The sequence below is a fragment of the Okeania sp. SIO3I5 genome (genome assembly GCF_010672085.1).
Taxonomy (GTDB): Bacteria; Cyanobacteriota; Cyanobacteriia; order Cyanobacteriales; family Microcoleaceae; genus Trichodesmium.
The window spans coordinates 15,341-30,879 of sequence record NZ_JAAHHT010000046.1; the positions used below are offsets into that span (position 1 = coordinate 15,341).

Annotated in this window: 11 protein-coding genes; 5 read left to right on the forward strand and 6 right to left on the reverse strand. The window is 37.3% G+C overall.

The genetic code is table 11. The annotated features are described in order from the left end of the window. Positions 1 to 134 precede the first annotated feature (134 nt). The 5 genes from F6K40_RS13430 to F6K40_RS13450 form a co-directional block, all read right to left on the reverse strand. A complete protein-coding gene (locus F6K40_RS13430) occupies positions 135 to 1,451 on the reverse strand; it encodes a tetratricopeptide repeat protein (RefSeq protein WP_293136589.1) in 1,317 nt (438 codons plus the stop codon). A 47-nt stretch (positions 1,452 to 1,498) separates the two neighbouring features. Next, entirely contained in the window at positions 1,499 to 5,227 is a 3,729-nt protein-coding gene (locus tag F6K40_RS13435; protein WP_293136591.1) for a hypothetical protein, read from the reverse strand. A 43-nt stretch (positions 5,228 to 5,270) separates the two neighbouring features. Further along, on the reverse strand, positions 5,271 to 6,071 hold the full coding sequence (locus F6K40_RS13440; protein ID WP_293136593.1) for a sulfotransferase domain-containing protein: 801 nt from the start codon (positions 6,069 to 6,071) through the stop codon (positions 5,271 to 5,273). A 153-nt stretch (positions 6,072 to 6,224) separates the two neighbouring features. Further along, entirely contained in the window at positions 6,225 to 7,286 is a 1,062-nt protein-coding gene (locus tag F6K40_RS13445; protein ID WP_293136595.1) for an NAD-dependent epimerase/dehydratase family protein, read from the reverse strand. Between the two features lie 28 nt (positions 7,287 to 7,314). Then, positions 7,315 to 11,190, reverse strand: coding sequence for a tetratricopeptide repeat protein (locus F6K40_RS13450; RefSeq protein WP_293136597.1), 3,876 nt, complete (start codon positions 11,188 to 11,190; stop codon positions 7,315 to 7,317). 327 nt (positions 11,191 to 11,517) lie between these two features. Here F6K40_RS13450 and F6K40_RS13455 point away from each other — a divergent pair, with 327 nt between their 5' ends. The 5 genes from F6K40_RS13455 to F6K40_RS13475 all read left to right on the forward strand — a co-directional run bounded on the left by F6K40_RS13455 (position 11,518) and on the right by F6K40_RS13475 (position 14,891). Further along, positions 11,518 to 12,891: an RNA-guided endonuclease InsQ/TnpB family protein gene (locus F6K40_RS13455; protein ID WP_293136599.1), complete on the forward strand. Its 1,374-nt coding sequence runs from the start codon at positions 11,518 to 11,520 to the stop codon at positions 12,889 to 12,891. 717 nt (positions 12,892 to 13,608) lie between these two features. Continuing rightward, positions 13,609 to 13,842, forward strand: a complete 234-nt coding sequence (locus F6K40_RS13460; RefSeq protein WP_293136601.1) for a hypothetical protein — start codon at positions 13,609 to 13,611, stop codon at positions 13,840 to 13,842. 2 nt (positions 13,843 to 13,844) lie between these two features. Continuing rightward, positions 13,845 to 14,192 carry a type II toxin-antitoxin system PemK/MazF family toxin gene (locus F6K40_RS13465; RefSeq protein WP_293136603.1) on the forward strand — a complete coding sequence of 116 codons (348 nt, stop codon included), beginning with the start codon at positions 13,845 to 13,847 and terminating at the stop codon, positions 14,190 to 14,192. 199 nt (positions 14,193 to 14,391) lie between these two features. Then, a complete protein-coding gene (locus F6K40_RS13470; RefSeq protein ID WP_293136605.1) occupies positions 14,392 to 14,583 on the forward strand; it encodes a hypothetical protein in 192 nt (63 codons plus the stop codon). Between the two features lie 134 nt (positions 14,584 to 14,717). Beyond that, the gene (locus tag F6K40_RS13475; protein ID WP_293136607.1) at positions 14,718 to 14,891 is read left to right on the forward strand and encodes a hypothetical protein; all 174 of its coding nucleotides are present in this window, start codon (positions 14,718 to 14,720) and stop codon (positions 14,889 to 14,891) included. Between the two features lie 215 nt (positions 14,892 to 15,106). Here F6K40_RS13475 and F6K40_RS13480 read toward each other — a convergent pair whose 3' ends face one another. Then, the gene (locus F6K40_RS13480; RefSeq protein ID WP_293136609.1) at positions 15,107 to 15,331 is read right to left on the reverse strand and encodes a hypothetical protein; all 225 of its coding nucleotides are present in this window, start codon (positions 15,329 to 15,331) and stop codon (positions 15,107 to 15,109) included. Positions 15,332 to 15,539 lie beyond the last annotated feature (208 nt).

A 15,539-nucleotide genomic window follows, 5' to 3' on the forward strand; every position in this document is an offset into this window, starting at 1 on the left:
CACAAAGACCTTTTTTATAATGTTATTGAGGACGATACAGTTGTTTTGTGTGTTGACCACGGGTAAGAAAATAAACCTCCTAGCGCCGGATTTACTTTAAAAGCCTCCTGGTAAAAGCCAACTGTTTCTTCTAACTACCCTTTTTCCGCCAAAAGCTCTGCTAAGTTCCTACAAGCCCTAAAATAGTTTGAATTTAATGCAACTGCCTTGCGGAAACATCCAATAGCCTCCACCAACTTGCCTTGTTTGGCCAAAACTTCACCTAAGCTATTGTGGCCAATAGAAAAACTAGGTTTAATTTCAATGGCTTTGGAGTAGTGAGCGATCGCTTCATCCAAGTTACCTTGCTGCAGAAAAGCCTCTGCCAAATTGTAATAAAAAGAGGCAGACTTAGGATTTAACTTGATTGCCTCTTGGTAAGCAGCGATCGCCTCATCCCATTTTTGCAGTTTAGATAAAGTTTCCCCTAAGTTATGATAAGCCCAAGCTGAGTTAGGATTTAGTTTAATTGCTTGGCGGTAGCTAGTAATAGCCTTTTCTAGTTTGCCTAAGCGATAATAGCGTCTAGCTGCCGCGAAATTCTTTGGGAATTTATCTAAATTATCTCGTCTCTTTTCAATCTGCTTTTGTAACTGCTTTTCAAAAATTTCCCCAGAAAACTCAAAAGGAAAAATAGGCTCAAAGGAACTTGCTTTTTTATATATCGGCATTGCTGTTTCTTCAATTATCCGAAGTGTCTCAGAAGACAATTCTTCCTGAGAACTGTCAACCTTACCTTTTCTAAAAAAATCTTGATAACCATGCTCTTCCCAAAACCCCATTTTCTCAGGTTTTTCTTCTTGTGACAGACTTTTTAGCTTCTTAAATTCCTGATTTTTAACAGATTTTTGACAAACTAATTGGTAGTTTTCCCACCCCAAAAGTTCTATAACATAGTTCAGAATTTTCACGGGATTATAACTAAGTTTTTCGTAAGATAAAAAAATGATGCTTTCAGGATTTTTTTGCTTGTAACTGATGTAGGTGTTGACATGACAACACCACTGTTCTAAATTACCCAAACAAAATTCATCTAATTCTTTATCATTTTCTTGGCTTTTCTGATACCTTAATGAATAGTAATAGTATGAACATAAACAGTCAGCAGGTTTTCTGAAAAAATAAAAGACTCGGTTTTCTAGCTCTAGTGTTTTTTCAAAAAACAATGGTTCATGAGTTTTTATTGTCCTGAATTTTAGCTTTGTATTAATGTGGTTATTCCATTCATTTATACTAACTTTGTAAATATCAGGAATTATATTGCCTCCCGTGGTTGTTTTACAGCCTTGCAGTTGTAAGAGAGCATCACTTAGCAACAGTCGCATCCATGTATTACCCGATCGCGGATAAGAAGCTAGGAAAATATCTGTTTCTTTTAATTTTTTTTGATTGGCTAAATATTGATCGGACATATCGTTTACACTTAAAAATTAGTACAATTAGATGGAACTAAGTTGTTTTAACAGCGAGGCATCAAGTCTTCAAATCTCAAATCGCAGGCTTTACCTACTTCTAACGATTCCCAAATCCATTTATCCATTCCTTTTGCGGATAGAGAATTTCCCAACTTCATCCCATTTTCTCTCATTCTCATTTGATTTTTTTCATCAGAAACCAAAGTTACAGCTTTATAAAAATCATCAGAATTGTAATTGCAAACAACACCAATTTCAAAATATTCCACAAAACGAGCAGCCACAGTATCTCTGCTACCTAAAACTATAATTGGCGTCCCCGAAGTAGCTGCAATAAATGGGATTTTAGAGGGCAAACTTAATTTAGCTATTTCTGGTCTATCAACCTTTTCATCATTGATGCCTGTAGGCAGAATTGAGAAAGGATATTGACACAGTAGTTTAACCAATTGTTCTTCAGGAACTACATCATGTGGTATCAAACCGACTTTTTCTAATTCTTGTTCATCAAATTTTAACCACGTTTTCCTGATATTAACGTACCAATCAATTGTTACAGGAGTATAGCGAAGGGTTTCTTGTAACCTATCTAACCATGTTTGACCCCATATATTTCCGACTAAAATACCTGTGTTGGATTTCAAAGTTGAATTAGAGTCAGAGTTAATTAATTTCCTACTTTTAACTAATAGATGGCTAGGAACTACGGCTGGTAAGAGCCAGAACTTAAGTCCATACTTATTTTCGTAAGCATCCCGCATTTCTGAAGAAATTGCCAAACGCAACGTAGAAACTTCGAGGACTTCTTGCATCAACTCGTCTGAGATTTCTTTAGCGTAGATGTTTTGGTCATCCATTATGTATGTACAGAGCTTAATGCCAAAAAGTGCTTGAACTGCTAACGCAATATAAAAATCCTCCACAAAGTAAGGAATACACAACACTCTTTCTGGATGTATTCCTTCTAATAACTTTGCAACCTTACAAAAAATTGCATAACGAGACATTCCGTAACACTCGCATACAGTAGCAACTTGACCAAAGTCTTGTTTTCCATCATACTGATTCCGCGAGCGAATAGCAAAAATATTTGAGCTATCCTCAAACATTCTTTTTATTAAAATCCCTGTACCGTGTCTGTTATTAACTTCAATATGCGTAACAATAATGTTATTAGGAGAAACTGAAAGTCCAGCATCAGTTAGTAGTTCGGTATCTATAAATTTTGGCACAAAGCATTTTTGAACGGGAAAAATAGTAGTATCAAAATCAGGCGTAATCTCTCTAATTCTTTCCAATCTTTTTGTTTCTCGAACACTATAAATAGTTGTTTCTTCAAACTCATCAGCTTCCATATTGCGTTCGACTAAATTAGGATGTTTTAGGGGAAAGGAAATTTTTTCTTTAGGAAGATTTGCCAATATATCATTTGGGTCTATACAGTTAGTTCCTTCTGGACTACAACCAATATTTGTTACTAAATTAACAGACGGTATAATACTCAACCCATTATGAATCCAAGAATTAAATTGCCATTGATGATCCCAAGTATCTATCTGGCCGTCATAAGTCCATTGAAAATTGTTTGACCAATATTTAACAGCTTGTTTATCTCTTAAAATATATTCCAACCAGTTAGTATTTTTCAGCTTTTCCCATTGTGTCATATTTACATCATAATGATTCCATGCACGTCGCCAACTTGCCCAACCCCAAGCACGCTTATAAATTGAAAAGAAATAACTATATTTTGTTCGTTCATTTCCATACTGTGCATTAGTTCCTGAAATTTGCATTACTCGTTCATCATCTTTATAGCGCTCTAATAACTCTTCGCAAAAGCGAAAAAATGTAGGGTCGGGTAAACAATCATCTTCTATAATAATTGCTGATTCTACTTGCTGAAATACCCAATCTACACCGCTAGCAACTCGCCTACGGCAACCTAAATTTTTCCGAGAATAATTAGTAATTACTTCACAATCCCAATCTACTTGATCGATAATTGCTCTAGTTTTCATACACTTCTCACTTTCTCCAGAGATAGCTTTTGGACCATCAGCAATTACCAAAAGTTTTGGTGGTTGAACTTGACGAATAGCTTCAAAAACCTTTTCAGTAGTATCAGGACGTTTGTAAATGAAAAAAGCCACAGGAGTTTTTAATTGCCACTTTTCCTTCACTTCAACTTTTACTCTTGTAATTTGAGAACCTCTCTCCCGAAACCAAGCAACTCCTTCTTGTACCATATCTAATTCTAAAAGATAATTTCCTGGTGTTTCTGGTATAATTATTGTTAGGGGTAAATCAATAGATTCCGTAGGTTTTAATAATTGGGGTAAAAATGTTCTACCGTCATAATATCGTATTTTTTCTCCATTTTCATTTAACCAGCAATTACCGAGTTGAATTTGACTGATATAACCTGCCGACCAAACTTCCCTACTAATGTTTTTCACAGTAACTTTAATTTCTACTTTTTCTCCTGGTGATGCTGCTAAACTTTCTTGAGCAATTATTTGTGCTTTGAATCCAGCATCAGTTAATGGTCTGACATTAACCTTTACTCTTGTAGCTTGAGAACCTTTCTCCTCAAACCAAGCAACTCCTTCTTGTAGCATATCTAATCCTAAAAGATAATTTCCTGGTGTTTCTGGCATAGTTACTATTAGGCGTAAGTCGATAGATTCCCTAGGTTTTAATAATTTGGATAAATCTGATGCTCTATATTGTGTTTTTCCTCCATTCTTATCTAACCAGTAATTAGCCAATTTGATTTGACTAATGTAACTTGCACGCCAAATTTCTGTGCTAATATTTTTGACAGTAACTTTAATTTTTACTCCTTCTCCTGGGGATGCCGCCAAATTTTCTGGAGCAGTTATTTGGGCTTTAAATCCAGCATCAGTTAGTGGCTCGAAGACAGGGTAGATAACATGGGGGATTTTGCATTGTTTGCACGAAATTAATTCTGCATAGTCATCAATAGTTTTTCTAATTCTTGGTTCTATTTCTGTTGCGATAGTTGTCTCTAATTCATTCTGGCGATCGCCTCTCCACATATCTTCTGTAAATTTTTCAGTAGTAGGAATATCGAACTTTGCAAACCTAACCCATGCTTTAAACCAATTTTCTTTAGACCAATTTTCAGCGTGATCGATATGGACAGCCACAGGATCTTCGAGATATTTAAGTTTCCAGCTTTTTTTAACGGCAATAAAGGGGACCCATAAATCCCAGTATGGAACTCCTAGACAGAATTCTGCCCGTGGAAAATCTTTTAAGAGCTTTTTATCAAAAAAGAAAGCATCAAACCCATACGGGTAAAAGTTCCCTTCAGTTGCTTCTAGGGATTCAACACCCAAACGAGGTGCAAATACTACAGAATTTTGAGTTTCCTCGAATATAAAAGATAAAAATTGCTTATCTACTCTAAGATGTATGTCAGAGTTAATAATTCCACCTATTGTTGCTCCGTATTTCCTAATATAATCTAGCAAATCATTGATATAAACATAAGGTTTTCCATACAAGTCACTTCCATCCTGTTCGACAACGTGAAAATCAACATTGTCATAGACGGGTTGGAGTTGCTGGACTTCAGATTTGATATTTAATGACACTATTGAAAAACCTAAATCATACCAGCTTTGAATGGCAGCTTTTTGTCTTTCGGTATTTCCAGGGGCGATACTGGTGACAATTAAAATGCTTTCTTTTCGTCCCATAAATTCTTTCTGGAGATAGGGTTTGTTTTCTTCCCCAATAATCATTGCAATCCTCCTTATTACTTATTAACTTTCAAAGAAAAGTAGGCTAATAGTTGTAGTGGTCTAAAACTTCAGATAAAATTTCGTTAATTTGCTGAATACAGTCAGAGGATAACTTTTCCTTATGATCCCCGGGCACAACTTTTCTGATGTGATTATTAGGATTTTCTGATTTAGGAAAGTAGTTATTTTCTTCAGCTATTTTAGCTATTTGCTCTACATCCAAAGATAGTTGTAAAAAATCCAACATATCTTTAATCCATTCATACTTTTTGAAAATAACATCTTCATATCTATAAACTTTTAATAAAGAATCTTGATTCAAATTTTGATGATACATATTGAAATAATGTTTAACTTGAATAGCTCTGTCTAAAGCAAAAGTCTCTATATTCATTCTTTGATAGAATATGCGCTCTTGAATCATTTGTTCTCTCACCTTTCCCTGTAGTGGTATTGGATGGCTAAATGCAAAGGAATAATAGGCACTAACAATAGCATCACGAGGATCTCGAACCAGTAAAATTTTGCGGCGTTTTTCTAACAGCTTATTACTTTTTAAAAAATTGGGATAATACCGGAAAACACCATAACAATAACCATCCTTAATTAAAGAGTTTAGTAAATTTTGTGATTCCCACAGTTGATCGGGAATACCCTGTTGAAAAGTTAAACCTGGAATATTTATGTATGGTAAATTCTTCAATAGACAAACTTTTGTAAATATTTGATCTAACAAAGTGCTACCAGATTTATGAAGTCCAAAAAGAAAAAAAGATTCTATATTGGCTGGTTCTGGCATCGGAATATCTAAAACAGTAGATTCATTCAGTTGAATTGTAGGCATTCTTAAAACTCCTGACTAAGTAACTATAAATTTAGCGCTTTGATTCAAGCTTTGCTCAATAATTTTACATTATTATTGAAGTCGTCATTCCACTATCTTTCGCAGGGGGAAAGTTTTGATATATCAATAATGTGTAATTCCTTTCTATTTTGTCTAAAGCCGAGAAACTTGAGAACTATACATTTCCTCCAGAATTTTAACTAAATTATATTTGTATTTCCATTCAGGGTAATGAGCAGCAAACTTGCGGACATCAGAAACGTACCACACATGATCTCCTATACGGTTGTTCTCTGCATAAGCGTATTGTAGTTTCTTGCCCACAATTTTTTCACACAAAGAAATTGCTTCCATCATAGAACAGTGACTATAGCGAGAACCTCCAATGTTGTAAACTTCGCCCGTTCGAGGACTTTGATAAAAATGATAAAACGCATTCACCAAATCATAGCTGTGAATGTTGTCCCTAACCTGCTTGCCTTTATATCCAAAGATTGTGTAAGGTTCCCCCATAATAGTACACTTCATCAAATATGCTAAAAAACCATGTAGCTGAGTTCCTGAGTGAAATGGCCCTGTTAAGCAACCACCTCGAAAACTAGCTGTCTTTAGCCCAAAATATTTACCATACTCTTGTACCAAAATATCAGCCGCAACTTTCGACGCTCCAAACAGTGAATGCTTAGAGTTATCTATAGTCATCGACTCATCAATTCCATCATTATACTGGTGACTAGGTTCAATATCCCATCTTGTTTCTAGCTCTTTTAGAGGCAGGTAATTTGGAGTATCACCATAAACTTTATTGGTTGATGTAAAGATAAAAACACTATTTGGGCAAAACTGACGAGTCGCTTCTAATAGGTTTAACGTACCATTCGCGTTGACAGTAAAATCAGTGTGAGGATCTTTAGCTGCCCATTCATGGGAAGGTTGAGCTGCTGCATGAATGATTAAATTAATATCTGTCGAGTATTCCTTAAAGAGCTTCTCTATTTCTGTGCGATCGCGAATATCTAAATTGTAATGTTGGTAAAGGTGGCCATACTGATTTTTCAGCAGATCGCGATTCCATTCAGTAGATGCAGACTTCCCAAAAAACTGTGCCCGCATATCGTTATCAATACCAACTACACGGAAACCTTTATCTGCAAAAAAACGCACTGACTCCGAACCTATTAAACCAGCAGATCCTGTTACTATAATCGTTTTCATTTTAATTTCACTCCTGACATTAAGTAAACTATAAGTCTTCAAATCTTAAATCACAAGCTCTACCTAATTCCAATGATTTCCAAATCCATTTATCTATTCCTTTTGTTGATAAAGAACTTTCAAACTTCATCCCATGCTTATTTTCAAACAATAGATAGCTACGAACCCCCCCTGGCAACAGCCAGAATTTAAGGCAATACTTGCTTTCGTAAGCATCCCGAATTTCTGAAGAAATTGCCAAACGCAAACTAGAAGCTTTTAGAATTTCTTGCATCAACTCGTCTGAGATGTTTTTAGCATATATGTTTTGGTCATCCACTATGTATGTACATAGCTTAATTCCAAAAAATTTTTTAACTGCTAACCCAATATAAAAGTCTTCAAGATAGTAAGGAATACACAACACTTTTTCTGGTTCTATTCCTTCTAATATCCTTGCAACCTCACAAAAAATTGCATAACGAGACATTCCCGAACACTCGCATACAGTAGCAACTTGACCAAAATCTTGTTCTCCACTGTAATTATTGTGTGAACGAATAGCAAAAATACTTGGGCTATCCTCAAAAATTCTTTTTATTAAAATTCCCGTACCGTATTTGTTATTAACTTTATTAACTTCATTAGCTGCACTAATAACCTTAGTAGGGGAAACTACTTTTCTTTCTGTTATGTCACCAACATCCCCAATCTTCTCATAAACTTCCCTCACCGACTCAACTTCAACCACCATTTTCCCAGATCCACCATCAAACTTAATCAAATTCGCCCCCCACTTCTGCTGCCGATAAAGTTGCTCAAACCTAGCCCTTCTCACCTCCAAAGGAACAACCCTCTCAATCTCACCCCGATAATCCTCAATACGCTCCACAGACAACTCACCAATACGCTTACGGAAAGCACCCAAAGGACTCTCATACTGATAATACATTCCATAATGCGCCATCTCCCGCCATAAATTCCAATCACCAGCCAACTCAAACCCTTTCAACCCATGCTTAGACTTAAACCACAACCTCTTACTAAAAAACATTCCCTCCTGCTGCAACGTTACCCAATACTTACCATCACACAAACCTTCCCGAATAACTGCCGTTGGAGTAGGATTAACCTTATTTATAATCGGCTGCTGTACATCTGTTTCAAACACATACTGAGGTCCCCCTACCCACTCAACCTCTGGATGCTCCCCAACAATACGACAAATAGCAGACAACGCCCCTGGCATCAAAACGTCATCAGCATTTATCCAAGTCATCAACCCTCTAGGAGCAATCTCAAAATTATCAAACCCCTTCATTACTGCATCATACATCCCCTCGTCTCGTTCACTCACCCAAGAAAACTCCACACCCCGACATTGCACATCAGAACTCCCCTCTGATAATACACCCTCCCAATATTGCAGCCGTTCAATAGTCCCATCCGTCGAACCACCATCCTGAACATGATACCGTATCCAGAAATCGCCAGACTGACTAATCACACTTTTAATCGTCTCATCAATAGTTGCCACAGCATTCAGACAAGGCGTCACTACAAAAAACGTTGTACCCAGTCTCTTCTCATCCGGTAAAGACGAAACATTTCCAGTTAACCTACTATAAAAATCATTCAGCTTAACCCCCGTCAAACCTGACTCAAGCTGACTCAAATAAAAATCAACCCCCCCATCACTCAACCGCCGTGCCAACTCTCCATCAGCTTTAATCTCTTGCACCGCCCCCGCAATACTTTGAGCATTACACCTTTCCAACACATACCCTTCTAAACCATGCTTCACCCTCAACCCCAAATTCGTCTTCGGCAACACCACCGATCGCCCCATAGCAAAATATTCCAACAACTTCGAGGGAATATGCTGGTCATTAGACACCCCTGGTACACCGGGTTGTACTAAAATATCTGCCGCTGCCAGAATTTCCGGCACCTGCTCCCGTTCCACCCAACCCAGATATTTTTCATAAGTTCTTTCCCAACTCTCAACCCCCATTCCCTCTCCATTCAAACCAGTACGCAACAACACCGTAGGGCATCCCTGTTGATTCAAAATTTCCACGGCTTGATATAGCTGTCGCACCTCATATCGGTTGCCACTATCTACATTACCTGCATAAGCCAAAACTACATGACCTTCTGGAATACCCAAGGAACGACGCAAGTCATAATTTATTGGTCGAGGATAAAACAAACTCTCATCTACAGGAGGACTTAGCACCAACTCCGGCACATTACCAATATTAAAATCCTTGAGAGTCTCAATAGTTATAGTCAACCCCTGCGCTCTGTTCAGAAAAGCCTTACCCTGAATCGGATGGTAGCGATCGCCTGGAATAATCAGATCGAGTTCTGTTTCTGGCAACCCAACCAACTCAGTAAAAGGTCTGCCTACCTGAGCTGAAGTCAAATATTCCTCATTATCCTCTAAATGAATAACTAAAGAACAAGAGTATTGCTCCAAAAGTTTTTCCACACACTTGCGGACCATCTCACGGGGAGTCCAAGCATGGATTACATCAGGGCCACTACCATTAGCAAAAGGCAAACGGAAACCAGGGATTGAAAGTAAGGAATAGGGTAAGATTGGGCCAGGGTTTGGTAAATTGTACAAATACCGTCGCAGCACGCCCTCATTGTCAAAGCGATCGGGAACTGCAAATAGACAATCAACCCCTTGCTCTAGCAACTGATTACCATAAAGTTGAGCATGATACCCATCCTTAGAGTCAATATTTCCGTATAGCACAAATAGAACATTAAGGCAAGTTGACTTTTGATTTTGACTATTTAAGATATTGCCTTTTGTGAAAGAGGTGTGAGTAATTCTTCTCTTTTGTACAGAACTACTATCAATTAGAGCATGGCCTGTTGCCAACTTTAACTCCAAAACTTGTCGATAAGCTTTTTCTGCCTCATCCCTCTTCTCCAACTCCCACAAAACATCACCCAACTGCTGCCAAAACACAGCAGACCCCGGATGCAACTCCACAGACTTCCGCAACTCAATCTCGGCTTCCCCCCAATATTCCAACTGTATCAAAGCATAGCCCAATTGATGCCGAATATCTGCTGAATTAGGATTAATTTCTACCGCCAAGCGATACTCAATTACAGCCTCTTGCCAACGAGCCAACTTTAGCAAACCAAACCCCAAATGATGCCTCACTTCTGCTCCTGCAAAACCAACACTAATTGCCTGAGCATATTTACTAACCGCCTCCTCCCATCTATCCAACTGCCCCAAAGTTTGCCCCAAAGCAAACCATATCTCACCAGACTCGCCAGACAAAGCCACCATCTGATGATACAACTCTACTGCCTCATCCAATCTACCCAACTTACCCAAAGCTTTTGCCCAACCAATACAACAATCAACCCTATCTGGATTAATTTCCCAACTCTGACGATATAACTCTACGGCCTCAGACCATTGTTCTTGCCCAGATTTAGCTTCTGCCAGATAAAAATAAATCTCTCCCTGTTCAAACTTCCCTACTTTTCCATTCAACATCCCTGCCTGATTAATATACTCTACTGCCTGCTCCCATTGCCCCAATTTCACCAAAGCACTTCCCAAACCCAGATAAAACTCAGACACATCTTTTTTTAGATCGAGCGCTCGATCTAAATAATTTACTGCCTCCTGAAACTGGCCTTGCTGAGTCAACATTATTCCCAATTTGTAGAGATACCAGGGGTCTTCAGGATTTATGGCCACCGCCTGACGTAAAGCAGCGATCGCCTCGTCTATCCGTCCTGTCTTTTTGAGAGCGATCGCCAAATTTTGGTAAGAGTGAGCAAACTGAGGATTTTCCTCTATAGACTTTTGATAAGAAGCTATGGCCTCTTCTAGTTTTCCCTCTTGTAGTAGTCGATTCCCTGTAGCAAAAGCGGTCACACCCATAATTGATTTTTAATTAGATATTTTTTTAGTCTGAGAGTTCTATACAGCAGGATAACTTTAACTTCCCCGGCGGGAAGTCCCGCGCTCTCCATCCCCCCTAACCCCCCTTGGAAAGGGGGGAGGGGAGCGTCGGGATGAAAGCCGGGCTAGGGTCTGTGGTTTTACTATTAGACATCTCTAGAAAAGGTTCTCACTCGTCTTACCCCGCAGTTCCCAAATTAGCATTTTTGGAGATGTTTATTGTCCTGTTTGCTATAGCTATTGACAATTTATAACACAGCTATTATCCTAAATCTATCTTTAGGATGAATCCTGGTAGATTCTGCCATGCTACTGAAATACAAGTACAAGCTAAAACCCCATAAAAGTCAAGGGCTAATTATTGCTAATTGGTTGGAATTAGCCCGACGTCAATATAATTACCGTTTGGCTGAAAGGTTAAACTGGTTTGAAGCAACCCGTACACCAGTTAATGCTTGTCCTCTTAATGTTTCAGTAGTACCAATAGAAAGAATTTACCAAAACATTCCAGAGTTTAGGATACAAACCCGCGACGGTAGAAAAAAGGACAGTAATGGTCATCCGATAACTAGAAAAGGTGACAAACATCCCAACATAATAGATGGTTATGTAGCTTGGGAAACAGTACAGTTAGCAGACCTAGTACAAACTAAAAAACTCTTCCCCGAATACAAGTCCATCCACTCCCAGGTATTGCAAGATGTGATCCAGCGCGTACAAACTACGATGGATAACTTTACCCAACCCGATAAAAACGGTAAAACCAGTGGTAGACCTAAATTCAAGGGAAAGCATTACTATAATTCTTTTAGTTATCCCCAGTTGTCAAACACCAATATTGTCAAGAATGCTAATGGTCGGTATTGTATCAATTTACCAAAGATTGACTTAGTCCCTTTAGTATTCAATCGCCCAATACCAGTAGGATTCAAGGTTAAGACAGGTACAGTAATCCGTGAAGCAGACGGATGGTATATTAGCTTTACGATAGAAGATAAAAGTGTACCTGTAGAGGTTGGAGAAATTCAGCCCACCAGGAAAAACTCAAAGGGTATTGATTTAGGATTGTTGCACTATGTTGTGACCAGTAATGGCGAGTTTGTAGAAGTGCCTAAGTTTTTCAGATTCTCTGAGCATCGCTTGTCCAAACTACAAGCAAGATTAGCTAAAAAACCAAAACATTCTAAGGGTTGGAAAATTCTCAAAGGTAAAATTCGATCACTGCATCAGTTGATAGCTAGACAAAGGTTAGACTGGCAATTCAAACTAGCTTATCACTTGTTTAGTAATGTAAGTGTGATTTTTGTAGAAGACCTACAAATAGCTTCTTTAGTCCGACGTTGCAAAGCCAAATTAGGTGACAATGGTCAATTCTTACCCAATGGTCAATCAGCTAAATCAGGATTGAATAAGTCTTTGCAGGATGCAGCATTTGGCCAGTTTGTTCAAGTCTTAGAGTATGTCGCCTGGAAGTTGGGCAAAAGAATTATCAAAGTAGATCCAAAAGGTACATCTCAATATTGTTGGCAATGCTTGAATAAAGTCTCTAAAAGCTTATCAGAGCGTTGGCATTCATGCCCTAAATGTGGACAGGAACTAGACAGAGACTATAACTCGGCACTCCTAATACAAAAAATTGGATTGTTATCAACACGAGATGAGGAGAATCACTTCTGTTAAAACTGCGGTCAGGGCTGATCTGACTGAAGAATCCCGCGCTCTCCCGTAGGGGAGCGTCGGGAGTATGTCAATAATTATGGATTAGAGAGTAGAAATTTCAAATAAAGTTCCCGGCTCATACATAAGGTTTAACTCAATAAATTAGGATTATACCAAATTCGCTTATCAAAAGGTAGTTTGTCTAATCTTTTATTGTATCAATTAATTTCATAAATGTCTGCTACAAATAGCTAGGCTACTTCTTAGTTATTAGAAGTCAGGAGTCAGGAGTCAGGAGTCAGAATAAATAGGTTTAATATCATCACGACTTACGCAGAACCGCTATATATAGTAAGGGCGAATGCCATTCGCCCCTACATATGGTGTGTAATTCCTTATGTTGCGTAAGTCCTGACCATAACAAAATTGTTTACCTACTAGAATGACACACTTTGAATATTGCAATAAGTGTAGGTTGGGTTGAGGGACGAAACCCAACAACAATGTTTTAGCTATGTCGGTCTACTAGCCTAATTTAATATTAGGATGGATAGGCATAGTTTATCAGGACTTACGCAAAGGCACTATATATAGAGTCTTGGTGCGTTACGCTAGCGCTAACACACCCTACCAGTAGCGTTCATGCGTAAGTCCTATTTATATTATTTTGATCGGCTAGAATAATAAAATCAGTAACCTTTAATTATTGTATAGCGATCGCTCCTCAACGAGAAATTTATGTCTAATAAACTATTAGAAATTGAACAAGCAATTAATTGTTTATCTTTAGATGAACAAAAATGGTTACTTAACCGTTTAAGTGAAAAAGTCAAGCAAAAGTCAACTCAAATACTTGAAAACTATAAGGTAGAAAATCAGATTGAACTAATGGCAAAAGATCCAGATATTCAAAGAGAGATAGCTTTAATTGAGCAAGAATTTATAATTACCGAAATGGATGGAATTGATTGATTGTGACTATTCAAAGAGGAGAAATTTATTTTGTCAATCTTAATCCTGTAAAAGGTAGAGAACAATCTGGTGCTAGACCTGTTCTGGTTTTGTCTATTGATACTATTAATAAGTTACCATTAGTTGTAACGGTAGTTGTAGGAACAAAAAGCGAAAATATTCAACGGGATTTTCCGACTAATGTTAGAGTTTCATCTGATGAAAGTGGATTACTTTTAGAAACAGTTTTTCTTTGTTTTCAAATTCGTTCTTTAGATGGAAGTAGGTTTTCGGAGCAACCAGTAGGAAAATTATCTGATGATAAAATGAAAGAAATTGAAACAGCAGTACGTTATTGTTTAGGATTATAAATAAATTGGAATGGTAATCCCTAGAGCTGCTACCCGGAAGTTAAAATTTAAAAATTAAAGGAGAAGCAGTTAGTCAGAACAAGACTTGACAACCGCTTACTTAAAAAGGCAAATAACTATCAGGAATTTCTCCCAATAAAATTAAGTAATCCTGTTAATTGGTTAATGAATAATTTTCAATAAAAAGGAGAAACTAGAAATGAAACCAATTGAACTTAGAAGAAAAGGTGAGCAAGTTTTAGTAGATAATTTGGGTCAGATTAATACCATTCGTTTTTTACAACAAATGGGATGGGCACATGGTGATTATACGAAGGAACGAGAAGAGCTACTCAAGGGAGTAACGCGGGAGGAATTTTTGCAAAACCTTGAGCGGATTAGGAATCTTTAAAACAGAAAATTAGATTAAACTCAATAGTTTTAATTAATCAAGACTTAATAATAACTGAAATAGATGAAATTAGAAATTAATTAATTCAGGTTATTTTTATTTGAAGATTTAGATAGTACAAAACTTAAAAAGTTATGACAATAAGTAAGGTTAGACAGCAAATTTTAGAACGTCTAGAGCCATTACCAAGTGAACAAGTAAAAAATTTGCTCTTAAAATGGCTATTAAATTCATCTGGAAATTTAGAAGATTTTGAGGAATTGCTGAAAAGTCAATCAAGTCAAAAAACAGAAGAATTATTAGATTAAGGCGAGATAGACTCTGAATTAAACTTTCGCTCTCTGACAAAAGAAGAAATGATTCTGCAAAGTAAATTAGCTCTGGAAACTTATTATCGCCAAGATACTTCTGTTAAGCATAACCGGGTGCGGGAATGGGCAGATAGCTATTGATAATGGATAATTGATAATGGATAATTGATAATTAATCCCCATAGCTTTGAGATATTATTTTTTGGTCATTATTAATAGATTGTTTCCCTTTTTAAAGCATAATTCGGCAATCCTGGGCTATTTTGGGGCTGATTTTCTGCCCAATTTTTCCAAGTCTCTGCCCGTTGTTTTGGCATCTTTGGGTCGGGTTTGACCAGAATTTTTTGTTTGATAAATTCACTAAAATCTAGAATTTGTTGTTGTTTTTCCGGTGGTAGTTCTCTGAGGTTTTTGAGTAAAGCTTGTTCTATATTCATTAGACTGATGGTTAGATTGAATGATAAAAGCAGTAAAGATTAGAGATTGAATGTATCAGGAAATATAAAAAGGAGATAGGGAATAAGGATTGGTAAAAATTATATGAATCAGTAAGAGATAAAGATGTCTGGTATGGCATAGAAGAATTAAAAGAAATGATTGATAATTTTCCAGAATTAAAAAATGTAGAAATAGACATTTTCTAGC

Bases quoted from the DNA above. Each gene is read 5' to 3' on its own strand.
- F6K40_RS13460 (WP_293136601.1), top strand. From the start codon at position 13,609: ATGTCTAATAAACTATTAGAAATTGAACAAGCAATTAATTGTTTATCT.
- F6K40_RS13445 (WP_293136595.1), bottom strand. From the start codon at position 7,286: ATGAAAACGATTATAGTAACAGGATCTGCTGGTTTAATAGGTTCGGAG.
- F6K40_RS13455 (WP_293136599.1), top strand. From the start codon at position 11,518: ATGCTACTGAAATACAAGTACAAGCTAAAACCCCATAAAAGTCAAGGG.
- F6K40_RS13435 (WP_293136591.1), bottom strand. From the start codon at position 5,227: ATGATTATTGGGGAAGAAAACAAACCCTATCTCCAGAAAGAATTTATG.
- F6K40_RS13470 (WP_293136605.1), top strand. From the start codon at position 14,392: ATGAAACCAATTGAACTTAGAAGAAAAGGTGAGCAAGTTTTAGTAGAT.
- F6K40_RS13440 (WP_293136593.1), bottom strand. From the start codon at position 6,071: ATGCCTACAATTCAACTGAATGAATCTACTGTTTTAGATATTCCGATG.
- F6K40_RS13430 (WP_293136589.1), bottom strand. From the start codon at position 1,451: ATGTCCGATCAATATTTAGCCAATCAAAAAAAATTAAAAGAAACAGAT.
- F6K40_RS13475 (WP_293136607.1), top strand. From the start codon at position 14,718: ATGACAATAAGTAAGGTTAGACAGCAAATTTTAGAACGTCTAGAGCCA.
- F6K40_RS13480 (WP_293136609.1), bottom strand. From the start codon at position 15,331: ATGAATATAGAACAAGCTTTACTCAAAAACCTCAGAGAACTACCACCG.
- F6K40_RS13450 (WP_293136597.1), bottom strand. From the start codon at position 11,190: ATGGGTGTGACCGCTTTTGCTACAGGGAATCGACTACTACAAGAGGGA.